General features: G+C 37.6%; 31 protein-coding genes. 25 read left to right on the plus strand and 6 right to left on the minus strand.

Translation table 11 applies throughout. The features are described from left to right. Positions 1 to 21 precede the first annotated feature (21 nt). The 6 genes from AA637_RS11180 (at position 22) to AA637_RS11205 (ending at position 3,421) form a co-directional block, all read left to right on the plus strand. Positions 22 to 567 carry a hypothetical protein gene (locus AA637_RS11180; RefSeq protein WP_446682820.1) on the plus strand — a complete coding sequence of 182 codons (546 nt, stop codon included), beginning with the start codon at positions 22 to 24 and terminating at the stop codon, positions 565 to 567. A 5-nt stretch (positions 568 to 572) separates the two neighbouring features. Then, entirely contained in the window at positions 573 to 1,154 is a 582-nt protein-coding gene (locus AA637_RS11185) for a competence protein CoiA (RefSeq protein WP_446682821.1), read from the plus strand. Positions 1,155 to 1,384: 230 nt separating this feature from the next. Next, positions 1,385 to 1,561, plus strand: a complete 177-nt coding sequence (locus tag AA637_RS11190) for a hypothetical protein (RefSeq protein ID WP_446682822.1) — start codon at positions 1,385 to 1,387, stop codon at positions 1,559 to 1,561. Between the two features lie 2 nt (positions 1,562 to 1,563). Then, positions 1,564 to 1,740, plus strand: coding sequence for a hypothetical protein (locus AA637_RS11195; protein WP_446682823.1), 177 nt, complete (start codon positions 1,564 to 1,566; stop codon positions 1,738 to 1,740). Next, positions 1,733 to 2,887 carry a DUF3102 domain-containing protein gene (locus AA637_RS11200; protein ID WP_446682824.1) on the plus strand — a complete coding sequence of 385 codons (1,155 nt, stop codon included), beginning with the start codon at positions 1,733 to 1,735 and terminating at the stop codon, positions 2,885 to 2,887. Before AA637_RS11195 ends, AA637_RS11200 begins: the two co-directional genes overlap by 8 nt. A gap of 63 nt (positions 2,888 to 2,950) precedes the next feature. Further along, complete coding sequence (locus AA637_RS11205) at positions 2,951 to 3,421, plus strand: hypothetical protein (RefSeq protein WP_446682825.1); 471 nt, start codon at positions 2,951 to 2,953, stop codon at positions 3,419 to 3,421. Here the strand turns inward: AA637_RS11205 and AA637_RS11210 are convergent. Beyond that, the gene (locus AA637_RS11210) at positions 3,389 to 4,042 is read right to left on the minus strand and encodes a hypothetical protein (protein WP_446682826.1); all 654 of its coding nucleotides are present in this window, start codon (positions 4,040 to 4,042) and stop codon (positions 3,389 to 3,391) included. The genes AA637_RS11205 and AA637_RS11210 overlap by 33 nt on opposite strands. Before the next feature lie 3 nt (positions 4,043 to 4,045). Between AA637_RS11210 and AA637_RS11215 the strand changes: the two genes are divergently transcribed. From AA637_RS11215 to AA637_RS11280, 14 genes are all read left to right on the plus strand, one after another. After that, positions 4,046 to 4,840, plus strand: a complete 795-nt coding sequence (locus AA637_RS11215; protein WP_446682827.1) for a phage upper tail fiber protein — start codon at positions 4,046 to 4,048, stop codon at positions 4,838 to 4,840. A gap of 5 nt (positions 4,841 to 4,845) precedes the next feature. Continuing rightward, positions 4,846 to 5,670, plus strand: coding sequence for a hypothetical protein (locus tag AA637_RS11220; protein WP_446682828.1), 825 nt, complete (start codon positions 4,846 to 4,848; stop codon positions 5,668 to 5,670). Positions 5,671 to 5,744: 74 nt separating this feature from the next. Next, the gene (locus tag AA637_RS11225) at positions 5,745 to 7,703 is read left to right on the plus strand and encodes a hypothetical protein (protein ID WP_446682829.1); all 1,959 of its coding nucleotides are present in this window, start codon (positions 5,745 to 5,747) and stop codon (positions 7,701 to 7,703) included. Then, positions 7,696 to 8,517, plus strand: a complete 822-nt coding sequence (locus AA637_RS11230) for a hypothetical protein (RefSeq protein ID WP_446682830.1) — start codon at positions 7,696 to 7,698, stop codon at positions 8,515 to 8,517. Before AA637_RS11225 ends, AA637_RS11230 begins: the two co-directional genes overlap by 8 nt. Positions 8,518 to 8,520: 3 nt before the next feature. Continuing rightward, positions 8,521 to 10,317 (plus strand): hypothetical protein, encoded by a 1,797-nt coding sequence (locus tag AA637_RS11235; RefSeq protein WP_446682831.1) that lies wholly within the window; start codon positions 8,521 to 8,523, stop codon positions 10,315 to 10,317. 14 nt (positions 10,318 to 10,331) lie between these two features. After that, the gene (locus tag AA637_RS11240; RefSeq protein ID WP_446682832.1) at positions 10,332 to 10,670 is read left to right on the plus strand and encodes a hypothetical protein; all 339 of its coding nucleotides are present in this window, start codon (positions 10,332 to 10,334) and stop codon (positions 10,668 to 10,670) included. Then, positions 10,670 to 12,109 (plus strand): hypothetical protein, encoded by a 1,440-nt coding sequence (locus AA637_RS11245; RefSeq protein WP_446682833.1) that lies wholly within the window; start codon positions 10,670 to 10,672, stop codon positions 12,107 to 12,109. The genes AA637_RS11240 and AA637_RS11245 overlap by 1 nt, the downstream gene beginning before the upstream one ends. 151 nt (positions 12,110 to 12,260) lie before the next feature. After that, on the plus strand, positions 12,261 to 12,629 hold the full coding sequence (locus tag AA637_RS11250) for a hypothetical protein (protein WP_446682834.1): 369 nt from the start codon (positions 12,261 to 12,263) through the stop codon (positions 12,627 to 12,629). A 54-nt stretch (positions 12,630 to 12,683) separates the two neighbouring features. Further along, a complete protein-coding gene (locus AA637_RS11255; RefSeq protein WP_446682835.1) occupies positions 12,684 to 13,262 on the plus strand; it encodes a hypothetical protein in 579 nt (192 codons plus the stop codon). A gap of 5 nt (positions 13,263 to 13,267) precedes the next feature. Beyond that, positions 13,268 to 13,489 carry a hypothetical protein gene (locus AA637_RS11260; RefSeq protein WP_446682836.1) on the plus strand — a complete coding sequence of 74 codons (222 nt, stop codon included), beginning with the start codon at positions 13,268 to 13,270 and terminating at the stop codon, positions 13,487 to 13,489. Then, a complete protein-coding gene (locus AA637_RS11265; protein ID WP_446682837.1) occupies positions 13,480 to 13,863 on the plus strand; it encodes a hypothetical protein in 384 nt (127 codons plus the stop codon). The genes AA637_RS11260 and AA637_RS11265 overlap by 10 nt, the downstream gene beginning before the upstream one ends. Positions 13,864 to 13,880: 17 nt before the next feature. Next, a complete protein-coding gene (locus tag AA637_RS11270; protein ID WP_446682838.1) occupies positions 13,881 to 14,156 on the plus strand; it encodes a hypothetical protein in 276 nt (91 codons plus the stop codon). After that, on the plus strand, positions 14,153 to 14,332 hold the full coding sequence (locus AA637_RS11275) for a hypothetical protein (protein WP_446682839.1): 180 nt from the start codon (positions 14,153 to 14,155) through the stop codon (positions 14,330 to 14,332). Before AA637_RS11270 ends, AA637_RS11275 begins: the two co-directional genes overlap by 4 nt. Next, complete coding sequence (locus AA637_RS11280; protein WP_446682840.1) at positions 14,329 to 15,009, plus strand: glycoside hydrolase family protein; 681 nt, start codon at positions 14,329 to 14,331, stop codon at positions 15,007 to 15,009. Before AA637_RS11275 ends, AA637_RS11280 begins: the two co-directional genes overlap by 4 nt. A gap of 250 nt (positions 15,010 to 15,259) precedes the next feature. Here the strand turns inward: AA637_RS11280 and AA637_RS11285 are convergent, their stop codons facing one another. From AA637_RS11285 to AA637_RS11305, 5 genes are all read right to left on the minus strand, one after another. Further along, the gene (locus AA637_RS11285) at positions 15,260 to 16,336 is read right to left on the minus strand and encodes a tyrosine-type recombinase/integrase (RefSeq protein WP_446682841.1); all 1,077 of its coding nucleotides are present in this window, start codon (positions 16,334 to 16,336) and stop codon (positions 15,260 to 15,262) included. Then, on the minus strand, positions 16,329 to 16,520 hold the full coding sequence (locus AA637_RS11290; protein ID WP_446682842.1) for a hypothetical protein: 192 nt from the start codon (positions 16,518 to 16,520) through the stop codon (positions 16,329 to 16,331). The genes AA637_RS11285 and AA637_RS11290 overlap by 8 nt, the downstream gene beginning before the upstream one ends. Before the next feature lie 77 nt (positions 16,521 to 16,597). Further along, positions 16,598 to 18,976 carry an AAA family ATPase gene (locus AA637_RS11295; protein ID WP_446682843.1) on the minus strand — a complete coding sequence of 793 codons (2,379 nt, stop codon included), beginning with the start codon at positions 18,974 to 18,976 and terminating at the stop codon, positions 16,598 to 16,600. A gap of 151 nt (positions 18,977 to 19,127) precedes the next feature. Next, the gene (locus AA637_RS11300; RefSeq protein ID WP_446682844.1) at positions 19,128 to 19,634 is read right to left on the minus strand and encodes a hypothetical protein; all 507 of its coding nucleotides are present in this window, start codon (positions 19,632 to 19,634) and stop codon (positions 19,128 to 19,130) included. Continuing rightward, positions 19,634 to 19,867 (minus strand): hypothetical protein, encoded by a 234-nt coding sequence (locus AA637_RS11305; RefSeq protein ID WP_446682845.1) that lies wholly within the window; start codon positions 19,865 to 19,867, stop codon positions 19,634 to 19,636. Before AA637_RS11305 ends, AA637_RS11300 begins: the two co-directional genes overlap by 1 nt. A gap of 106 nt (positions 19,868 to 19,973) precedes the next feature. On the opposite strand from AA637_RS11305, the gene AA637_RS11310 reads away from it, so the two are divergent. The 5 genes from AA637_RS11310 (at position 19,974) to AA637_RS11330 (ending at position 21,656) form a co-directional block, all read left to right on the plus strand. Then, positions 19,974 to 20,270, plus strand: coding sequence for a helix-turn-helix domain-containing protein (locus AA637_RS11310; RefSeq protein WP_446682846.1), 297 nt, complete (start codon positions 19,974 to 19,976; stop codon positions 20,268 to 20,270). Between the two features lie 183 nt (positions 20,271 to 20,453). Further along, positions 20,454 to 20,738 carry a hypothetical protein gene (locus tag AA637_RS11315; protein ID WP_446682847.1) on the plus strand — a complete coding sequence of 95 codons (285 nt, stop codon included), beginning with the start codon at positions 20,454 to 20,456 and terminating at the stop codon, positions 20,736 to 20,738. A gap of 74 nt (positions 20,739 to 20,812) precedes the next feature. Next, positions 20,813 to 20,938 carry a hypothetical protein gene (locus AA637_RS11320; protein WP_446682848.1) on the plus strand — a complete coding sequence of 42 codons (126 nt, stop codon included), beginning with the start codon at positions 20,813 to 20,815 and terminating at the stop codon, positions 20,936 to 20,938. Positions 20,939 to 21,104: 166 nt separating this feature from the next. After that, positions 21,105 to 21,413 (plus strand): hypothetical protein, encoded by a 309-nt coding sequence (locus AA637_RS11325; RefSeq protein ID WP_446682849.1) that lies wholly within the window; start codon positions 21,105 to 21,107, stop codon positions 21,411 to 21,413. Positions 21,414 to 21,491: 78 nt separating this feature from the next. Next, on the plus strand, positions 21,492 to 21,656 hold the full coding sequence (locus AA637_RS11330; RefSeq protein WP_446682850.1) for a hypothetical protein: 165 nt from the start codon (positions 21,492 to 21,494) through the stop codon (positions 21,654 to 21,656). The last annotated feature ends 25 nt before the right edge of the window (positions 21,657 to 21,681 follow it).

Consider the following 21,681-nt stretch of genomic DNA (forward strand, 5'->3'; position numbering starts at 1 on the left):
CATTTTTATTGTAGATAAATTATGAAAGAATCAGAGTACGAATTACTATATCTGCATTGCTTATCGCTTAAGTGTCCTTTAGAGACTAAACTTGCTCGTAGCCTTGGGGGATTATCCCAAAAAGGAGTAACGCAACCATTAGAAAAGTTTGCAGACATCAAGAAAGTGAGTAAATTATTTCTGCAATATTGCAACGAAAAAGGCAAGGGATATTTTCTCGATGATATTGAAGATTACTTGGCATGGAAGATTTGGCAACATAAAATCCAAAATCCTAATGGCATCAAAAATCCTTTTGCCCGTACCAAGGCTCAATTAATCAATGATAAAGCCTTTCATGAGTTGCACAAATCAGCATCACGGATTAAAAGAGGGCTTGAGGAAGCGAAAGAAATAATAGCCAACGCGCCCACCTTACCTTATCTGACAAGGCTTAATAATTTACTCACTTACTGGGAAGCCGAAGCAAGTGAAGCGGCGAAAACTTACAACGCAATTATCGAAAATCATAATCTTGCTTTGCAGGGAATTGATAGTTTGATTGTTAATCAATTAGAGGGGAATTGATGGATATGCCTTTCACCGCTATTTTAGCCACAACAAAAGAGACCTTGACAGCTTTAGAAATATCGATTACACAATTAAGACAATACCCAAAAGGGGATTTATTATGTCCAGAGTGTAAAACAGTAATGTTTCCTAGGGGGCGAAAAGGTTATTTACCCCATTTTGTTCACACTAAAAAAACTGAAAATTGCTCATTAGCTGGGGAATCTCAATATCATTTAGCGTTAAAACTAGGCATATATGAAAAGTGCTTAGAGTCTTATAAAGATGCCAAAATTTCTGTTGAATATTCCATTGTAAAAGACAACAAAATTATTCGTAGAGCAGATGTTATGGTTCTTTTCCCTACTGGATACGGTATCGCTTTTGAGATCCAACTATCTCCCATTAGCTTAGAGGAAATAAAAAATAGGACTATTGATTATTATGAGCAAGGATATGATGTCCAATGGATCGTCAAAAAAACTACAAATTCAGACATTAAAGACTGGTTGCTCGACCATGGTTCGCTCAATGTTCTTACCACCTCAGATTTCAAGAGTGCAGTTATATCTAGTGAAACCTTGGAAAGTACGTTGCCATACTAAAACCTATTATTTAAATTCTTTTATTTCGCTCTTGTCAAGAAATGTTTTTCCTAATTATCTTGACGCAGTGGATATGTTTTTAAACAATAAGTCACAACACCACCCACTAAATATTAAGTTCACTTTAATGAACAAAAAAGCTATCCATCAAAGAGGCAAAATCATATCCCATCAAGGAGTATCAGAATATCTCTCAAAAAGAAATATCGTTATCAATCAATTAGAAGGCAATGAATAACAACCAAAAATTAACAGAAAATCATCAAAGAATAGTGTCTATTTTAGACAAGACAGTACAAGCTCTCCAAGAACAGGATAAAGAATTAGCTCATCTACGGGCTGAGTTGTTTAAGTTACGGTTGCAAGTTTCAGAATTGAATGAGTTTAAAAGGAAATTATTGAGGTAATTATGAGTGAAAAAGCTAAAAAAACAAACACCGTTTTCCATAATGATAGGTTTGAAACAGAATCCTTTGATGAGTTTGTGCAAGTAAGGGATGAATGGCTATTTGATCCTGATACTGATATGGAAGAATTTGAGCCAGAAGATTGGGATAGATATTTTGAAGGAGGAAATAATGAGTAATTTATCAACGGAAAAATTTGATTATTCAGGGTTAGATATTGCTACGGCATCCCTTGCCAAAGAATCAGCTATTGAGATTAAAGCAAGGGAAAAAGCAATCTGGGAGAATATCATAGAGATTGGTAACAAGTTGATTGCAGTTAAAAAGGCATTACCCCATGGTAGTTTTGGTAAATGGGTTAAAAGCGAGTTTGAATGGAGTCAAATCACAGCGGGAAAATATATTAAGGTTGCTCAAGAATTGTCCTCAAATTATAAGGATTCTTATAATTTACCTAATAGCTTTGAAGCTATTTATCAATTAGCTTCGGGTTTCTCAAAAACAGATGAAACAACTAAAGAGCAAATACTAAACGAGGTCAAAAACAAAACTCAGGAAAAAGGTAAGGCATTAACAGAAAAAGAAATCAAAGAAATTACAGCCAAAATTAAATCAGAGTATGAAGCTCGTATCAGTATTCTTGAGGGGCAATTAGAACAGACTGAAATAGAATCCGATTCAAGGTTAACCCAAATTGTTAGCTTAGAATCATCCCTTAGATTTAAGGAGGAAAAATACGAAGCCCAAAACCAAACTATCAAAGAGATGGAGGATAAAAAGCAAGTATTCTTTGAGAAGGAATTGGAACTTGCTCAACAAAAAAAGGAACTGGGTGACAAGCAAGTGGAAATAGATACTCTCATCGACAAAAAAGCCAAACTTTTAGCCCAAGAGGAAATAGATCGAGAAAAAGCAAGGTTACTCGGAAAAGAGCAAGAGCTAGAGGAGCAAATCAGGAAAACCAAGAATGAATTGAAAGAAGCTAAAAAGTTGAGGGGGGAAGCTGAAACCGATGCTTATCGCCTTAAGAAGTTCGTTAATTGGATGGGGGCTTTAGAAACTTTTACTGAAAATATTAATGAAAATTCCCTTGAGCTATTCAGAGCAATTAATAGCCTTCAATCATTGCCTGACTTGTCTATTTTGACTCAGGAGGATCAGAAAATTGTTAGCCCTCAAATTAGGATTTTGATAGAACAATATGATGAGGCAAGAATTAATTATGGTAAAGCTACTCAGAAGATTACTCAATTACTAAATCAACTTAACCTTAATACTTTTAATGATGTGATCGAAGCGGAGGTTATTATGCCTAAGAAAAGATAAAATTTAAGGGGGAATAGGATACCCCCTTTTTCATAACCAGTAGAAACTCAATCTAAATTTATTATGGCATATCCCACATGGTTTCCTCGTCCTAAGCATTGGTTAAAATCGTTAGATTTATTCGCCTATAATATCCCCAGCCTTTTTGTTTTAAAAATTGTAAGTCGATATTACGTATTTTACGGAACATTAATAATCGATCTAAGCGTTTGGGGAATAATCTATGTTTTTGTAGCTTTTTTAAGTTACTATTTGAGCTTTTGTTACCTGCATTTTTGGATATGGAGGGAAAAAGATCCAAACCCAAAACATCTTAAGTGGCTACCATCAAATAAAAGTTTAATTAAAGGGGCAGAATTGACCTTAATATCAATACTTAGCTATGGAATTACGGTTCTTATTTTGTTCCCTTTCATTGATTCTTACAGAGAAGATTGGTTCATGTGGTTAAACTTTGTTATTTGGATAATAGCCACCGCCTACATTTATTTTATTCAAGCCTTAATTGCCAACAAAAAAGGAGTCACCAAATAGGGCTTCGCCTACAAGGGTTGTAAATTCTTGCTCTAAAGATAAGTTAGGAATAACCCCCGCCAAAACGTTTTTGGAGTGTAAATATTTGGTGTAATCAAAGTTTAATATTACCTTTGCAGAAACCACGGCGGGATTAGCTTCTTCTAAAAAAGAAAGATAACCAGTAACGTTCCAATTTTCTGGATTATTAGCTTTATTAATTATTATCCATTCACTCATTGCCCAAACCAAATATTTCTCTAGGGATAAGTTTTCAGGCTCGGAGGGTAAAGGATAAAAATTGTTTTCCGTAGGGGGAACAGCATCCCCATCATAGGAAATTAGATTAGAAGAAAAAGGAGTAATTGCCTCAAGAAAATCTGCACCTAATCCTAAAAAAGTAGGTTGATTATAAGGAATTTTTACCTCACAGGTTAAATTAGGTTTTCTACCTTCAGGGGTGTTAGTAAAATCTTGATAAAGTAATACTGAGTTTGTGGGTAATTCTGCTAATTTTAATCCCTTGCGAACCAATAAAGCACCTAGGGTTATAGCTCTTTCTAAACTATCAATTCCAATTAAATCTCGCTCTGATTTTGTTATTAATTCCATGGTAAAATAAACAAAAATACTAATTAACATTATATGGCTATTTCTACCCACAAAATACCAATAATTACAGGGCGAAATGATATTCCTACCACCTCAGAAGCTCAGGCGAATCATCCTAATGGAAGTTTTCTCACAAATCGTTACAATGCCTTGATTGATGAGTTAATTACGGAGTTAGCAAATATTGATTTAAGTACCAAAACCACGGATGACTTAAGCGAAGGTGCAACGAATAAATATTATTCCGATAGTGCGGTAAATGCTTTATTGACCACTAAAACCACGGATGATATTGCTGAGGGTAATAACAATTTATATGTAACCAATGATAGGGTTAGGGGCGCAATTTCAGTCACGGGGAATGGTAGTTATGATGCTATTTCTGGGGTAATCAATATTAGTAACGCAAGTATTGCCATTGATCATATTTCCCTCACTAATACCACTGCGAATGTGGATACTTACACCATTTGGGGGGATGCTGGTGAGACGATCACCATAGGCACTTTTGTTGTCACCAACGGTGTTGATGGTGTGAATGGTACGGATGGGGTAAATGGTGCTGATGGTCAAGATGGTCAGGGGGTAGTTGCCACAACTACTATTACGAATGGTGATGGTACTCACACAGTAGAGTTCTTTACTGATTTAGCCAAAACTCAAAAAGTAGGTGAGGTAATTCTTAATGACGGCGTGGCTGGTCAAGATGGGACTAATGGCGTTGATGGTCAGGATGGAGTAAGTCCTACGGTATCAGTATTAACCCAGAGTGCTTATGATGCTTTAGGAACGTATGACAGCAATACTTTTTATGTGATTAATGGGTAGAAATAATGAGTGTATTAAATTTGAATAATGCCAGTAAATTATACTATGGCAACACAGAGGCTCAAAAGGTGTATAAAGGCGATCGGTTATTATATCCTGTGCCCAATGTTGGGGTTTTGGATTTACTATCTTTATCACCTTCTTTATGGTTGGACGCTAATGATAATTCTACTATTACTCTAGTCTCAGAGGCTGTAAGTGAGTGGAGAGATAAATCTGGGAATAGCCGTCATGCTATTCAAAGTATGATTAATAGCAGACCCATTATAGGTACCATGAATGGGAAGACGGCATTAGGTTTTAATGGTGTGAACTACTGGCTTTCTTGTCCCTATGATTTAAACAATATATTACCTTTCAACGTTTTTCTAGTTACTAAAGGAAGTGGACCATTCCTAAATAGTGACTATGAAGTATCTCCACCTAGGGGTTTTATAATTAATGCTACGGGGCTGTTTGGAAGATATACCACTAGTGGAAGTTTTTTACAAGTCCCCTACGATAATCCATTAAGTGGAAGTGTTGGTGGAATAATTAATTTATTTTTTGATACTAATTTAGTTACACCATTTGTGAGCGGGGTACAAAACTCAGTTTCTCAAAGCTACGACCCCCCCCTAATTCACGGTACGTTTTTGGAAATAGGGGCGATAATTAGAACGACATCAACTTACTATAATGGGGTACTAGCTGAAATAATTTTTATTCCATCAATCCTCTCCTTAGAGACTAGAAATAAGATAGAAGGATACTTAGCATGGAAATGGGGATTAGTAGACGAATTACCTACAAACCACCCATACAAGACTCAAAAGGTGGTATTAAGTTAATGAAACATCCTGATTATGATATTGAATTCAAACCTGCCGTGGCAAGGTACGACTGGGATCAAACCTACGATGTAATGGAGTTTACCTATCTCCCTCAAGGGTTCAATGAATTGATTGACATTGTAGGGATACCGGCATTTGAGTTGATGGCAGTGGATAGGTTTACCCCTGAAAATTATCCTTGGGCTGAGGATTATTCAACTAAGTTATACGAGTTTTTAAAGGCGTTTAATTTTAGTCCTAATAACAACATTTACCCCCGAAGGCTCAAAACTCTAAGAGGAAAGGATTATTTCGATACTGAAGATTATATTGAGGGAGAATTACCTGAAGATACGCTTTATTATTTACTAGAATCATTCCCGAACTGGATAGAAAGACAACCTTTGCAAATATATAACTCAACAGATAGTTATAACATCGAATTATCGCAAGGGAAATATATTATTTCGGGGTTACTTTATCAGGGTTTTCAAGAGGGAATTATGAGTAGTATTCCCACTATGAACAAGTGTTATTTTCATCTTAATTTAGGTTCTAATAAAACTATTGACCTAAACAAAATAATTAGATACTGGATTAAAGATGATTATTTTCCTGATGATAACCCTAATACTTTTTGTATCAATTCTATGGTTATTTCAAGGTTGGAAAATGACCAATGGCAACCTGTTAATCTTCAAAGTGAAGAATTTTTAGAATATCAAAATATAGATATTTATTTTAATAAACTTAAAAATAGTCTTATTAATTACTTTGATGAAAGAGCCATTATTAAATCACATAAAAAATATGTTCAAGCTGATGAATATCCTAATTATAGTGCAGCAAGTACCTCTCAAACCTACATAGGTGTAGAAGTACCTCACCAATCTTATGTTGCTCAATTATCTGTTTCAGTGGATTATTCTATTACGTTTTACCCTTATAATTTCAATGCCGTTTTTGCAGATTTAGTTTTATTTCCACCTAATATGGTGGGACCAGAAGGAGTATTTATTTCAGGAGAAAGAATTTATTTAAACAATACCTCAATTCCTCCTGAATACTATACATCATCAAGACAGATAAATAGTTTATGGGAGGCGTGGGGGGAAAAGCCCTATCCTACTAACCCCATACCTTTAAGAAGGGATGTGGTAAACGCCCCTTGGAATCTTCAAATTGAAAAATATCCAAATTATTTATTAAATAAATGCTATTTATGCTATGGCAACAATAATAAATGGGAAAACGGTAAAACCTTAAATGACCTAGGTGGTATTCCCAGTTATATTTTAGTCGGAAGCGGTCTATCCGATAAAGAAATTTACATAACTACAATATTAGGAGGATTAGAAGATAATTCAGATAGCTTTACAAATAGTATTGAATATAAACAATCTTTAATTCCTTTTTATGATGCTCTCGTAAGTGTAGATGAATTTGGAGATTCCTTATTTAGCCCTTTTTCCCCTAATTTACTAGAATTAAATAATTCGTTAGATGGAGATATTATTATTAGAAATAATTCTACTGAATTAAATGATTCAGGTAGCCTACAAACGGTAATTTTGCCTTTACATAGGGAAAATTACGCTGCTCAAAAAAGCCAAATAGTGAGTAATTTAAGATCCAGAACTGTTTCCGGAACGGATATAAACTATATCGTAGATCGGGATGCTAATAATAATAATATTAATTTACAGTTTGATAGCGATTATAAACAACAGTTATACTACTCGGATACCGTAGAACATCTTTATATTTCAGATCAAGACAGTTATAGGCTTCTCAGTGTTTCAAAAGTTTCTAGTCATTACACTCATGAAAAAAAGACAGGAGATGAAGCGTACTTTAGCTTAACTACTGAATTTGATTTTACTTCGGGGGGAGATTTAAATGGACAATGTAATTTATATCTAATTAATAATCTATTTAGTGAGGAAGAAATCAACCAAATACAAGAATTTAAAGGAAATATTTTAGGTGTAAAAGGACAACAAGCAATAAATTATTTAAGAGATTTAAAACAACAAAAAGAAAATGGTTGATTCAATAAGAATAAAAGAAATTCATGCCTGTTTAGGAGCGAGTGAATATGCAACCTATGAAAAGGATGGTGAGCAAGAACCTGCATATATGCACATAGCTAGAAGATTAGATGAGGTTGCCAAGGCGTTAGGGTTATGTTTTGACTTGGCGGGGGGGATAATCAGTTTAAGGCAGTCCAAACATTTGGATCAGGGTGAAACTATTCCCGCTGGTTGGAGTTTAGGGCAGTTTGGAAGAAATAAAGGCGGTAGCAAGGTAGGACAAACGGGAGGAAAAGAAGGAGAGGAAAGATTAGGAATAGTTTACGAGGTGAAGGGTAATCGATTTAAAACCAGTGCCTCTAGTGGGCAGGAGGAAATTGTTGACGGTGGCTATGTGCTATGTGAATCTTTACCTCAGTTTTTGCACGTGATGCTGCAGGATTTGGATCGCTCTTTGGGGTTACAGCAATTAGGCTCTTATGTGGTAGCTAACCCTAATTATAATCCTAGTCACTCAAGTAATGATGCACAATTCAAAACCCCTTACTATACTTACAATGGGCTTGGACAAGGGCTTTTAGATTTACTTTATCTCAGTCAGGATACTAACCGCCATGCCTCTCAAGCGAACTTGGGGGCGTTAAAATCTCAAGCTATTAGTCAAGAGGTTTTGGGCGCTTTAGGTGTACCTGTTTTGGAGAAAAATTTGAGCGTGGGGGTTGATAATGGCACTGCCATAGTAAGTTATCCCGGGTTCAATGGTGAGGGTATGACGTTGGCAGATCTTGCTTTTCTGATTTTAATGAATTTAGCAATACAAAACGAGGGTTAAAAAATGAGTATTTTTGATACGGTAGGGGGCGGTGTCGCATGGGGTGTCCTTTATAATCTTTTTGTGGATATTGAGCCAGTAGCTGATGCTACTTTGAAAACTAAGCAACCGCCACCACAACAGCCAAGACCACCACAAAATAATCAGACTACTAACTACACCAATAATTATTACAATCAGACTTTTAACAGTAGCACCAGTGCGAATACTTTTAATAACAAGATTATCAATAATTATTTTCCTCCGCCATTGAGAGATTCGGGGCGATCTAATCCTTTACCAGATTCCCCACCGCCAAAATTACCTACTGGCATTGATAATCAAGCGGAATTTGAAACCCCTGTCGGTACTTCCATTAATGTGGGGAAAGCCCTCGGAGCTTTGCGACAAAGATCTACTAATCTTCTTTTTAATCCTTTATCCCCAGATAAGCAAGGCATTAGGAGAAATAGCGATTATGCCTCGTTAATAGGACAATTCAAACAGGCTCAACAGGAGGCAAAACAACAAAGGGAATTATTGGATGAGGCGGTTAAAAAGGGTGAATCGTTTAGTATTCCCCCTCACTATTCGGGATACTTGATTGCTTCGGAAAGGTTGGCAGGGCTTCGGGGTGATGGTCAGTTTATTTTTGGCATAAATTCTATTTCTACCCTTGCTCAATTATACCGCTCGTTAAGTTCCGAGGCTTTTATGGAGCCTACTAATAATATTGTTACTGACTTTGAGGAGGTAGAGGTTGATGATAAGTTGAAAGAATTTACTATCAATGGCAAAGCCGAGCCTAAGGTCAAGCCGATGTGGGAGTTACTAGGTTATTCTGAGGAAGATTTTAAGGAAAAAACGTTTGAGGATGTTATTAAGGATTTTGGTGAGGTGCAGTACAAGTTGGAAAATGATCCAAATAAAAATGTTAAGGAAGCGAAAGATCTTGTTACTAGCAATAAAATAGGCGATCGCAAAATAGAGAATATTGAGCAATTTGTTACTTACTTGATTAGCAGTATCTTTTATCGCTCTGGGTTTCACCGATTCCCTGCTACATTACCAGAGTCTTTATTATACGATACCGAAAAATATGGGGAAAACAATGAGCAACCCAAGATATTTATTGAAGATGCCCTTGAATGGCAAGAATATTTACTTAAAAATTTGGATGGTATCTTAGGTCAATTTCCCCTTACCTTTACCTATAAAAAGAATAAGGATGATGAAGGTACTAAGGTTAGTATTCCTAATATTGGTGAGGCTCTCACTGAATTGATCGGGGTGGGCATCAATACCCAAAATAATAGTGAGGCAAGTATTGCGATCGGCATGAAAAACTTAGTGGAAAGTGCCAAGGCAGGAAACGCCGCCATCATTGCCTCGGATATTGCGAGGGCAAATGCTACCTTTCTAGGGTATAAATCTAGGGAAAAAGAAAAGGAAATTCCTTATGCTTTTAATCCAGAGGGTGAAACCTTAGAGGAGGCTTTAGAGGATAGCACCCAAAAAATTATCACCCTTGAAAATCAGGATAAGGGAGCGCTTATCGATGACATCAAAACTATCTTAATTTCCTCTGGTATTATCAAGGCGGCGCTAATGCAACCATTCCGAGGAAAGGATGGATTTATTACGGGGGATGGGATTCGTGAGCAGAAGAAAAAAGATAAGGAAAAGTACGATAAAGCGTGGGATGAGCTAATAAAAGAGTACAATGATACTAGCAATAGAAAGGGTGGCGGTGGCGAACCGAGGAAATTTCCTAATGCTAAGGTTAAGGATCGAAGCAAGAAAGAACCCCCAACTATGTAATTTAGAGGTGAATTATGGATCTTACTTTTCAACGGGTTAATCAAGTTTTTGGCAGTGAAGTTTTTAGCTTTGATGGTGATAATGTTACTCTCAACGTAGGGGCGATCACTGGGGACACTTATGGCGGTCTAACGGATATGGGAATTATTGAGTTTGCCTATAAGCTAATGAAGGTTTTTTATGATACTCAGGTTGATTTTAATTTGACCCGTACCACTAATCGCCTTAATAGTTTTTCTTCGCCTTTTTATGGTTCGGTGCAGAATACTACCCCCCCTAAAATCACCGCTGGTATTACTGTTATCGGGGAAATGCCCCTCGCTGTGGACACTATTAATGGTACTAATGTCTAATGAATCTTAATCCTGTTGTTATTTCTCGCTCTGAGTTACTCAGTGATATTACTAGGAATTTTATAGGCGATCGCATTTTTGACAACTCAGGGGCGATCGGTGAGTCAAATCAAGATGGAAAATTAGGTAAATTTTTTAACGGCTTCCTAAAATTTGGCTCTTGGTTGCTTAAACAGGCTTTTAGTTTTATTCAATGGTCATTTTCTGGGTTATGGGAATTAATAATAGAAATAAGTTACGAAATAGCCTATTTTGATTGGAACCAAACCGACGAACAAATTGAACAAGAGATCAGATCGAACAATAACTTAATTCTTAATCAAATAGGACAGCTATTAGGGAGTAGCTCAGTATGGCTTTCTAGCATTGCTATTGGAGGAGCTTTGAGCGTAAAATTTCCCGTCTTAGCAGGTAAAGTGGCTCTTGCCTTGGCAGAGGAGGGCGGCGACGAATTAAGAGGACAATTAGCAGGGGCGTTAAGCATTTCAACCAGCACCAGCCTCAGATCTGCTTTGCTTGGTTCTTACTTATGGGCGCGTCGTGCTACCCAAGGGAGGCAAACCGAGAACAAAAAACCATGGATCATTGCCCAAAAAGTAGAGGAAAGAATAGAGGCGATCGACAATGAAGGTTTAAGGAATTTTACCGAAGGAGCATTAGATGGCTTTTTTGATGCTATTCTCGATGTGGGTTACGTGGTTTCTTTCACTTTGGATGATTTCTTTGAGGCTCAAAGATTAGCTACTGATAGTTTTTCCGAGCCTGTGAGAACCCTTGAGGTATTCCCAGATCGAGAATCTGATGAGTCGATCATTTTGGAAGATACTCAAGAAAATGTTGAAAATCAATTAAATACCTATCTAGGCAACCATGAATTAATCTCAGATCGAGATATTGGAGTAGTTGTAGGTAATACTTATGATGATTGGTACACCCTCAAGCCCCAAGGGCGTAAATTAACATTGGAATTTAGAGGAAAAGAAAAGCCCCCCTTCGTAGAGGATAACGGAAAACAAATCAAGCGAGTTCAAATTGCCATCCCGAATGTTAAGCCAGGGATAGGATGGAATGACCTAAAATCAAGAGTTAGGAAATTTACATGGGGAAATTATTTAGCTCGTGGGGTATTTGAAGACCGTCGCCAAATGAGCGTATGGGGTGCAAGTGCCAACGAAGCCAAGCAAACTTTAATTGAATTAGCAAACCTCAGCACCAAATCTTTAATCCAAGTCACCGTTTCTACCCCTGAAGTGCAAAATCTCAAGCGCAGGAAAAAGCCCACCGTGGTTTACCCCACCCATGCCGTGATGCTAATAAGAAAACCCACCGTAGGGAGGGATGATTATACCCTTATTGATGGACAAAATAGAGAGATGGTTAGGACTCGTTTGGAGCTATGGCGCGACGAGCCACCCGAAGATTTTACAGGATTTTTGTAAAGAATTATTTTTTTTTCGTGCTAATTTCCATAAAATCGACCCTTAAAGGTTTGATAGTGGACACGAAACCGCAAAGCTTTACAGGTTGTTACTTTCAGCGTCATGGGTTATAACAGAATTACCTTAATACAAATTTACTAAGAATAAACCTATGGCTACAGTAACTGACTTGACCTATGAGCAACTAAACGACGCTGCGATCGCCGATCCAAATATTGGTGAAGCCGTTTTCACTTTTGCGGGTGATACCGTATCTCTTGATATTAAAAAACTAACCAAAGATACCAACGCAGGTTTAACCGATGCTGGGGTACTTGAGTTTATGTACAAATTAAGAAAATTAGCAGGGGAAGCTCAAATCGCCGCCAACGATGCGATCGCCACTACCCCCGATGAAGAATTAACCAGCTTCCCTAACTTCAGTTTTGGGATTCCCTCCGAGGAAGGGTTTGTAGAAGTTACCCAAGTGGCTACCTATCAAATTCCTTTAGGTATTAACCAAGTAATTGGTACTAACTAATTATTTTTAGGGACCAACCAATTAAATTAAATCACATTTAGAGGTAAATAAATAATGGCAAAATTTAGAGGGCCACAAGTTAAAGTTTATGTCAATATGACAGGGGGCTTAAACTATGGATGGCTACAAAACGAAAAAAAATTTAATGCGCTTAAAGGTTCTCACGGCATCGCCTTGGCTGATGGTGTGGCAGGGGTTTTCTATGGCGCGAACTCTCCGAAGCCCGGCATTGCTAGAAAAACCGAGGCGACTGGTATAGTATCTAGTTTTTACGCCCCTGCCCGTAGGAAAAGCTTAGCCTCCGCAGGGTGGCAGTTATCCGATAACAATAGAACTCAAGGTATTCGTACCAGCGGAAGGGCTGTAACTGTTGCCGTGCCGACACCTTATGGCTATGATTATGCCTGGAACATTGCTTCTGCAGATGCGGCTAAGGCGATCGCCCTAGGTGCCGAGCGTCCAACCAACCCAGCTAGATTAGTTTGGGGTAGTTTTCCCAAACCTCCCCGAGCAAATATTAAAGAGGCTTCGGGTTCTTTTAGCACTTTCATTCCCCCAACTCAAGCGGCGATCGAGGATGCTGTTAGAAAAGGTTATAGTGCAGAAGGTCTTGATGGAGACTGGTTGCTGTAATTTTTATGGCTAGATTAATCTTACCCGGAGATCCCGAATTTGATATTGCTCTAGCCACCCCACCCCCAGACTGGAAAATACAATCAGCCAAGGTGGGGTATCAGGTTGATTATGTGATGGACGCTGAAAAAGGAATTTTTCGCACGGCTACCCAAGAGGAATTAAATGACTATCTTTTTGGGGGTGAGTATGAAGAATTGGTAGATTTAGAGGATGAGTGGGATTAGTGTGGGTTTTAAATTCTTCGTTACGGGCTGATTCAAATTCGTGGCAATTATCTCAACCAATTACCAGTAGTATTATTCGATTAGATCATGAAATTTCTAGCGAATCTTTTAGTGTTTATGCTTTTAATGGATTGATAGCCATTAATTACGATATGAAGTTTTTTTCGGAAATTAAAACTTTATACTCAAGCCCCAAATCTCAAATAATTACCCCTCAAAATTTACTATTAAACCTGCCTAGATATATTGCTGTTAAAAACAATAGTAATAGGCGAAATAATAATACATGGATTGTAAAGGTTTTTGAATGGATTCCTCCTAGTTTAATTGGCAATATGACCTTAATAGGAAACGAATTTGCCATTGGTAATTAATTAGATAATTAGATAAGATGAGTTTAGAAAAATGGGCTTTGGTGGCAACAATTGCAATAGCTTTAGTAACCACAACTTCAACAACAGTAACCGCTATCATGAAGCTGCAACAAAATTTACGCAACCATTTATCTAAGACTATTGAAGAATCTGATAATAGAGCCATACAAAGAGAAAAAGATTTGAAACACTGGGTAAAAGAATTATTTGAAGGCTATTATTTTCCTCTTGATGACAGAATAAAAAACCTTAATGCTCGGTTAAAAGCAATAGAAAAAAATATACCAAAATGAGAAGAGAACCAGTAAGTATTGAGACTATTATTATTATGGGATTAATAGGATTTATAGTGTTAGCTCTTTTCAATAAGTCTCAAGAGGTATTGGTTTTATTATCTGAGTTATTAAAGATATTAATTTCAGGATATTTAGGATATTTAATAAGGGCATTAGGAGACGCAAGAAAATGAGTTTAAATAAATTAGTAACAACCAATATTAAGAATTTATCCACGGCACAAGTTAGGGAATTACAATCCTTATTAAATAAATGTGGGTATCAGTTAGATGTTGACGGCATAATAGGCCCTCTTACAACCAAAGCATTTAATGACTTTAAACGAAAACATAAACTTACTCACCCTGACTTGATAGGCGAAACGACTTTAACGTGGCTTAATCGATATGCTAATCAAACCAAGCAATTTAGGCAAGTTAATCAAAGGGGATTAAATTTAATTAAAGAATTTGAGGGGTTAAGGCTAAATGCCTATTTATGCCCCGCTGGAGTATGGACGATCGGTTACGGCTCAACTTTTTACCCAGACGGACGGAGGGTAAGACAAGGCGATAAAATTACTCAGCAAGAGGCTGATCAGTTATTTTTGGCTACCGTAAAGCCATTTGCCAAAGTGGTTGACCAAGCCGTAAAAGTAACAATAAACAATAATCAATTTTCTGCCCTTGTGAGCTTCGCTTTTAATGTTGGTACTGGGGCTTTTAAAAGCTCAACTTTACTGAGGTTATTGAATCGAAGTGACTACCAAGGCGCCGCCGATCAGTTACTAAGATGGAATCGCGCAGGTAATCAGATTTTAGTAGGATTAACTAGAAGGCGACGGGCTGAAAGAGCCTTGTTTTTAGGTTGATTTCGCAGGACTGAAAATCCTCGTGTCGGCGGTTCAATTCCGCCTCCCGGCATTTTATTTTTTGCGTTACCAGAGGTCAGAGAGTCCTAGGGTCATGGTGAGCAAAATTTGCTGAAACCACTACAAAATCAGGAAATTAAGCGTTTTTGATGACCAATTGATAACTTCAATTCCTACACGGAAAATCAAGATTCTACCGTTTGCAAAATTGGAATTGATGACCGATTGATGACACAATAACTTTTAGTCATTAAATTAAAGGTACATTGCTTCTGGTCAATCCTGCATAATGCTTGAGAATTACCGCAGGGGAATTACCCACCCAATTGGCTACCTGTTGAATCGGTACACCAGCATCAAGACAAAGAGTAATAAACGTATGACGACAATTATAGGGGGGGCGATAACGAATGTTTTGCCCTTTAAGGGTATTTCTCCATGCCCTATTGGTAAAATTGTGTAAATCAATTACGCCCCCTTCTTTTGCCACAAAAACAAAATCCGATTCTTGATCAACCTCATTTAAAATATTGCTCAACTGCTCATTAATCGGAAACTTGCGAGATTTACGGGTTTTAGTATGGTTTTGCCACTCCCTTTCCACAATAGCCTCGGTAAAAAAAATATAATCTCGGTTAACATTTTTCCACTCAAGGGCGATCGCTTCCGATGGACGACAACCAGTAAAAAAAAGAAACCTAACAAAATTGCTATAGTAAGCAAAATATTCAGACTGATTAAAACATTCAATAATCAAGTCTCTTTCTTCCACAGAAAACGGGTCAATGGTGTGATTTTTCACCGCCTTAATCTTCTTAAGTCGCTTAAAAGGGTTATCTCCTATAAGCTCATTTTCTACCGCCCAATCTAAACAACCAGACAGATTAACTAAAACTCTCCTTGCCTGTTCTTGGCTATTGTGTTCCAATAACCAAGCCTTGATATTAGATGGCTTCTCAATCACTCCAGAGGGCATCGTTTCTAACTTATGCTTAACCGTGGTGTAGTTTTTCATACTGCCTTTGGTTAAGTGCTTAGACTTAAAAGCCATGTATTGATCATAAAGAGCAATCAAATCAATGAAATCCTTAGTAGGCATAGATTGAATAAGATACTTGTCAAAACTAAAATCAAACTGATTAAGCAAAATATCAATGTTAATCTCCCCTACCTTTGCCTCAGCAATCTTACGATTAACGGCAGTATCAGGTAGCCCCAAGCTGATGTATTTTTGCTTTCCATCAAACAGGGTACGGGGCAACCTGAGCCGCAACATCCCATTTCTACTATCAATGACCACTGATCCTTTTTTTGCTCGTTTACCCATTTAACCGTGCCTCCTGCCATGCCTGTAGGTCAACTTGCTCACTAACCAAAATATCTAACCAGTAACCACCAAGAGAATCGTCATAAGGCACTCCAACCCACTGAACCTTAACGGTAAAACCTAAACCTATTTGTTTTGGCTCAGAAACAATTTTCCCCAAAATTCCTGATTTTATGTTTTTCACTCTTACCCCTATAAGCGATAATTCTTCGCAATAAGCTGTCTCCTGCTGAATTTCTGTTTTTGAGTCATTCCCATTTTCTATTTTTTTAGGGGGGGGGTCGTGAGACTGTGAGACTGAGAAATATTTGATTCTTGAATCCCTTTATTATCAATGGTTTCCGTTAGTCTCATCTTAGTCTCATGGGTAGTCTCATGGTCTTGGTTAGTCTCATGGTGAGACTGGGGTGAGACTATCGTGAGACTATCCTGTAAGTTACTATTGGCAATAGTTTCAGCGGTCACAGTTTCACTTTTTCCTTTAGTCTCATGGGGGGGGCCCTGTAATTTTTTCAAATCTGAGAGAGAGACAAAATTAGAATTTTCACTGGGGAAACCTTGTTGCAAATCTTTTTTATCTGTAGCTTGATAAACCCATGCTTTAGAATTGGATTGAGATCGCCTTTTAGATACTTTTCCGTTCCGTGATAATTTATCTAAGGCACGATACAAAGTTGGTTTTGTTAGCCCCAAAGTTTGGTTAATCTCCATTGGTTCAAGGGGTAATCCAGACTTAAGTAAGTGGCGGTAAATTTTATCGGCGGCTTCTCTTTTTTCCCCTGTGGGGTCGCTCGTCTCACCGCAGTATTCGTAAATCCCTTTGGTAATCCATTCTTGACTAGGATTGAGTAAGAGTTTATAGGTTGCTGACTCGGTAGAACGGGTGTTGTTAAGTTTCAAAAAGCGGTAATCCTCAGAGAATACCGTGGACTCCATGCCTGTTTCTTCGTCTTCATCAACTAACGTGCCGTTTGCCATTTCTAATTGAGCAGTACCCCAACAGGCGGCGCGAATTCTCTCACTACCACTAATTCCCCCTTGTTTATTGTTGTGGTGAATCAAAATCCCTGAACAATTATACTTTTGCAATAAATCCTTGAGGCGGTAAATATTACGGCTAAATTCTGCATCATTTTCCGATTCCCTCACCCCAAAACTAATACTTGTCAGAGAATCTAATACCACCAGCTGAGGGCGAAAATCCTCTAAGTAAGTTTCAAGTTGCTTGAGGTTACGAATATCAAAATAGCTCAAGCCCATTAAGTTTTCCTGTTCGGGCAAAACTTGGGGTAAGTCTAAGCCAAGATTCATCACACGCCCCCCAAAATCCCTTGAGGATTCATCAGAGAAGCAATACAATACTTTGCCTTTTGCCACATCCTCATCAAGGAATTTACCGCCCCGTAACACGGCGTTGGCTACCTCGGTGGCTAAAAGGGATTTACCAACCTTTGATAAAGCTGAGATTAATAATAGTTCCCCTTGAGGTAAGAACGAAGGTACTAACCAGTTCTCTCTTTCAGCTGAGGCTTGAACTAAATCGGCGATCGTCCAGAGTTGCTTTTTAGGGGTTTTCTCTAATTGTTCAACATGATTCACCAAGGCGTAAAAGTCTGAATTGGCGTAACCGTAGGTTGACTGTATTTTTTGTTTAAGAGCAATTCTCTCAAACATATCCTCAGTTTGAAGGTACAGCTGTAAGTCAAGTTTTGCCCTTTCCTTTTTAAAGGTTCTGCGTAGGGAGTCGTTTAGTTTTTTCCAGTCTGATTTGCCCATGGGTGTTTCTAACCTCGTATAAATTTTCTGTGACCTAATAATTAAATCAGCTTCGTCCATCTCAGATTTGAACAATTCCTCTAATTGTTCCTTGGCTTCATCAATGGAGATTTTGATTTGCTCAAGTTTGCTGATTTCCTCATTAACCAATTCCTCTAAGTTATTCTCAATAATTCCCTCAAGGTAGGTTTTTGCTTGTTGGGTAGGGTCTTCAAACAACCGATAGCGGTGGTTTAAATCCTTAGCAATCTGTTCAAAATCATCCCCTTTGTTACAGATATAGAGGAAAAGAGAGGTAGGAACACACAACAAAGGAAAATTAATCTGGGCGGCCGCCTTTCTTAATTTGTCTGCTTTTTTCTCACCAGCTTTGTCCGTGTCAGCAACATAAATCGCTCCTTTTAATCCGTTACGTTTGAGCCATGACAAATTCTGTTTAATAAAATCAATATCCTGACTTTTAGCACCAGCAAAACAAAAAGAAATTAACCCAAAACTACGGGCGTATTCGGTAGGTTTTTCTCCTTCATGGAGTAAGGCTATTTTACCTTGACCATAACTAATGTCTGCATGGTGATAGGGTAGCCATTCACTTGTGACACCGACACCGTTCACCCATTCCCCATTGTTAAAGTGTTGTGGTGGACAGGCTTTATTTTTGCTATCTCCAAACCAATATCGCTGTACTCTCTTAGTATCAGTATAGTTAAAAGTAATAGTAGAAAATTGTTGTTCTTTTTCTACTTCAAACTGTTTTAAGTATTTCTTGGAACTATGGATAATTTCTTCACTGTGAGCAAGTTCTAACCAAGAAAATGTATCTAGTAATGCTGTTCTTTTGTCGGTATTTTGTGTTATAATCATAGTAATAAAACAGAGCTTTTATTATTGGAATAATCTTATTTTTGGGGGGTTATTCCTACGTCTAAATTGTTTAATTTGCTGATCAGGGGTTTTCTTATTCCGAATCTCTGAACAAAAAAGCCCCTACCAGCTACGTAGGGGTTTTCCCTTTTTAATAAGGTGAGCAATCTTCTTCTAGGTTTTCAAAAGTTTTACCCAGTTCGTCGTAGTAAGATTTGACAGCTTCGGGTAAAGAATCAGGGTGAAAGTTATCTAGGAATTGCCAAATAACTCCGGGGTGATTGATTCTAAGGGTGTTGTAATCTCCCATGATGATTTTTAGGCTACGGTTTTCTACGGCTAAACCCAGAATTTGATTGTTATTGATTACTTGGTCTAGCACTTCAATTTCTAGATCGTCTTCACCTAATCGGAGCTTGACTTCCAAAAGAAAGTCAGGGGTGAAACTGTCTCTGATTTCTTTCAATTTGGGGGCGTTCTCAAAAAAGGATTCGTCAAAGTTCCAAAGGAATTGACCAGCGGTATCCTCTTCAAAAGTTAAGCTACTTCCATTAAGAAGGAAAACCTCAATATCGCTTTTTTCTGAGTAGGCGTTGATGGCTGTAACGTGGTCTAGGTTGATTACGCTTTTCTCTGAGATTGCAATAAAGTTCACCATCACACACACCTCCAGCAGTCAGCGTCTTCTATTTCCACGACCTCGGCGTAATCATCAACCAATTTGCCGTAATCTCCTGCCTGTTCTATCTTTTCCAGAATCTCAGGGGGTAGCGTATTTTTCTTTGAAGGATATTCCACAATTAGATCTGCTGTGTCCTCATCGCACTCTATCTCCATCTCATAGGTGAAGTTAAGGGCGACTGTTAATAACCATGTTTTCTTATTTGTCATGTTGATATAATTAAGTTATCAAACTAATTTTGTGAGTGTAGGCGACTCCCATCGCCTACTTAAGTAAAAGTTCTACGATAAACTTTCTATAGTAATATTATACAAAATGAATATACTTGTCAATGGAAAACTAAGAATGATTTCACTCAAACATATTGAGTCTTTCAGACTTGACGAAAGGGCTAAAACTATATTGAGAGAAAAAGTCAAACAAACTGAGATCTCAGTCAAAAAACTATCGGAATTAACTGATGGTGCAATATCTTACGGTTATATGAATAAAATTGTTTATGGTCAAATAGACGTTATTAGTGGGGAGAAACTTATGTGTTTACTGGATATTCTTAATATTGACTTGGAAGAAATTTTTGATTCTTCTGTTGCTTACGTGTCTAGTAGATAGTTGACAATTCTATAATAATATTATAGAATGTATTTAAGTTGGAAAAAGAAAGAGCGGGGGCGAGATACCCCCCAGAACAAAACTAAACTCAATCCCTACCAACGCAAAAACCCCCCTGAGATTGCAGTCTCAGAAGGGATTAATTAATTTCACTAATTAACTTAAGAACCATGATAACCAAATATGAATGAAATTACCTTAATCACAGGTCTATTTAAGGCACTTCCTACCATAGCCGAAGGTCTTACCAAAGCCCAAGAAATATTTGATGATTACGAAGACCGAAGGGAGTTAAAACAGTCTGAAAAAGACTATCTCAAGTCAGTTTTAGCCATGTACAAGTCCGGGAAAATATCAGGCGATCAGGCAATGGATGCAGTAAAACACGTTTTTATTAAACAGCAGTCTGCAACCATTGAGGTCAAGCCCGATCCGATTGAACAAATGCTACATAACTTATTGAAATAAAAACAACAGCCTCCGAATTGGGGGCTTAACTCTTGGAGAAAATTATGTATATCATCAAACTAGGACAATCTTACATGGCTGACTATGTTGGCACTTTTGAGACAAAAGAAGAAGCCTTAAAATGGCTTGACACAAACGATTTAAACGAAGATGTTTGTAAAGTCATTCGGGTAAAAGCAAAAGCAGAATATCTGGATTAGGAGGGGAAATGTTTAAACAATTTTTCCTCGGATTGTTAACAGGGTACTTGTTCCTTTATTTGGGAGTTATTCAAGTTCCTGATAAGTCTGGTGCGGTAGATAACGCTACTCAACAAATAAACTGGTAAAACAATTATGCTAGGGGAAAACCCCTAGCTTTTTAACTATGAATCAAAACATAGAAGTTGATATTGCTGACATCTTGGCTCGTTTGGAGTCAAAGATTGATAAGTTAGATCAAAAATTTGAAAACAAGTTTGATAACTTAGAAAACAAAGTTGATAGCTTATCAGACAGGATGACAAGGGTTGAAGGAGAATTAAAAACTGTTCAAAGTAAATTGGATGATAAATTTGAGGGTTTAGATAAAAGGTTGATGAACTTAGAATTTATTGCCCGTACCGTAGGCGGTGGCATTATCATCGCTTTACTTTTAGCCTTGACCCGCTTCCTTTTCCCCAGCGTGACCCTTTAGGGTTTCAATTATCGCACTTACTAAGCTAGGTTAACCCCTAGCTTTTTTAGTACCTAATTTCACTTGTCACAGAAGATTATGGCACACTTAAAATCAAAAATTATTAAGCAACAAACCACCGTAGATCCCACCTTAATAGCATCCATTCCAGCATGGGCATTAAAAGACAAAACGACTGAGATTGAATCGGATCAGCGTACTATCTTAGAGAAGTACGGCTATCAAGGCAACGGCAAAAAATAAAGCCCCCAAAACTGGAGACTTCCAC

The sequence above is a fragment of the Cyanobacterium sp. HL-69 genome (assembly GCA_002813895.1).
Classification (GTDB): domain Bacteria; phylum Cyanobacteriota; class Cyanobacteriia; order Cyanobacteriales; family Cyanobacteriaceae; genus Cyanobacterium.

Bases quoted from the DNA above. Each gene is read 5' to 3' on its own strand.
- AA637_RS11250 (WP_446682834.1), top strand. From the start codon at position 12,261: ATGGCTACAGTAACTGACTTGACCTATGAGCAACTAAACGACGCTGCG.
- AA637_RS11195 (WP_446682823.1), top strand. From the start codon at position 1,564: ATGAGTGAAAAAGCTAAAAAAACAAACACCGTTTTCCATAATGATAGG.
- AA637_RS11240 (WP_446682832.1), top strand. From the start codon at position 10,332: ATGGATCTTACTTTTCAACGGGTTAATCAAGTTTTTGGCAGTGAAGTT.
- AA637_RS11330 (WP_446682850.1), top strand. From the start codon at position 21,492: ATGGCACACTTAAAATCAAAAATTATTAAGCAACAAACCACCGTAGAT.
- AA637_RS11210 (WP_446682826.1), bottom strand. From the start codon at position 4,042: ATGTTAATTAGTATTTTTGTTTATTTTACCATGGAATTAATAACAAAA.
- AA637_RS11235 (WP_446682831.1), top strand. From the start codon at position 8,521: ATGAGTATTTTTGATACGGTAGGGGGCGGTGTCGCATGGGGTGTCCTT.
- AA637_RS11325 (WP_446682849.1), top strand. From the start codon at position 21,105: ATGAATCAAAACATAGAAGTTGATATTGCTGACATCTTGGCTCGTTTG.
- AA637_RS11215 (WP_446682827.1), top strand. From the start codon at position 4,046: ATGGCTATTTCTACCCACAAAATACCAATAATTACAGGGCGAAATGAT.
- AA637_RS11200 (WP_446682824.1), top strand. From the start codon at position 1,733: ATGAGTAATTTATCAACGGAAAAATTTGATTATTCAGGGTTAGATATT.
- AA637_RS11270 (WP_446682838.1), top strand. From the start codon at position 13,881: ATGAGTTTAGAAAAATGGGCTTTGGTGGCAACAATTGCAATAGCTTTA.
- AA637_RS11260 (WP_446682836.1), top strand. From the start codon at position 13,268: ATGGCTAGATTAATCTTACCCGGAGATCCCGAATTTGATATTGCTCTA.
- AA637_RS11315 (WP_446682847.1), top strand. From the start codon at position 20,454: ATGAATGAAATTACCTTAATCACAGGTCTATTTAAGGCACTTCCTACC.
- AA637_RS11300 (WP_446682844.1), bottom strand. From the start codon at position 19,634: ATGGTGAACTTTATTGCAATCTCAGAGAAAAGCGTAATCAACCTAGAC.
- AA637_RS11225 (WP_446682829.1), top strand. From the start codon at position 5,745: ATGGAGTTTACCTATCTCCCTCAAGGGTTCAATGAATTGATTGACATT.
- AA637_RS11190 (WP_446682822.1), top strand. From the start codon at position 1,385: ATGAATAACAACCAAAAATTAACAGAAAATCATCAAAGAATAGTGTCT.
- AA637_RS11285 (WP_446682841.1), bottom strand. From the start codon at position 16,336: ATGGGTAAACGAGCAAAAAAAGGATCAGTGGTCATTGATAGTAGAAAT.
- AA637_RS11295 (WP_446682843.1), bottom strand. From the start codon at position 18,976: ATGATTATAACACAAAATACCGACAAAAGAACAGCATTACTAGATACA.
- AA637_RS11180 (WP_446682820.1), top strand. From the start codon at position 22: ATGAAAGAATCAGAGTACGAATTACTATATCTGCATTGCTTATCGCTT.
- AA637_RS11255 (WP_446682835.1), top strand. From the start codon at position 12,684: ATGGCAAAATTTAGAGGGCCACAAGTTAAAGTTTATGTCAATATGACA.
- AA637_RS11230 (WP_446682830.1), top strand. From the start codon at position 7,696: ATGGTTGATTCAATAAGAATAAAAGAAATTCATGCCTGTTTAGGAGCG.
- AA637_RS11245 (WP_446682833.1), top strand. From the start codon at position 10,670: ATGAATCTTAATCCTGTTGTTATTTCTCGCTCTGAGTTACTCAGTGAT.
- AA637_RS11205 (WP_446682825.1), top strand. From the start codon at position 2,951: ATGGCATATCCCACATGGTTTCCTCGTCCTAAGCATTGGTTAAAATCG.
- AA637_RS11310 (WP_446682846.1), top strand. From the start codon at position 19,974: ATGAATATACTTGTCAATGGAAAACTAAGAATGATTTCACTCAAACAT.
- AA637_RS11185 (WP_446682821.1), top strand. From the start codon at position 573: ATGCCTTTCACCGCTATTTTAGCCACAACAAAAGAGACCTTGACAGCT.
- AA637_RS11275 (WP_446682839.1), top strand. From the start codon at position 14,153: ATGAGAAGAGAACCAGTAAGTATTGAGACTATTATTATTATGGGATTA.
- AA637_RS11305 (WP_446682845.1), bottom strand. From the start codon at position 19,867: ATGACAAATAAGAAAACATGGTTATTAACAGTCGCCCTTAACTTCACC.
- AA637_RS11280 (WP_446682840.1), top strand. From the start codon at position 14,329: ATGAGTTTAAATAAATTAGTAACAACCAATATTAAGAATTTATCCACG.
- AA637_RS11220 (WP_446682828.1), top strand. From the start codon at position 4,846: ATGAGTGTATTAAATTTGAATAATGCCAGTAAATTATACTATGGCAAC.
- AA637_RS11320 (WP_446682848.1), top strand. From the start codon at position 20,813: ATGGCTGACTATGTTGGCACTTTTGAGACAAAAGAAGAAGCCTTAAAA.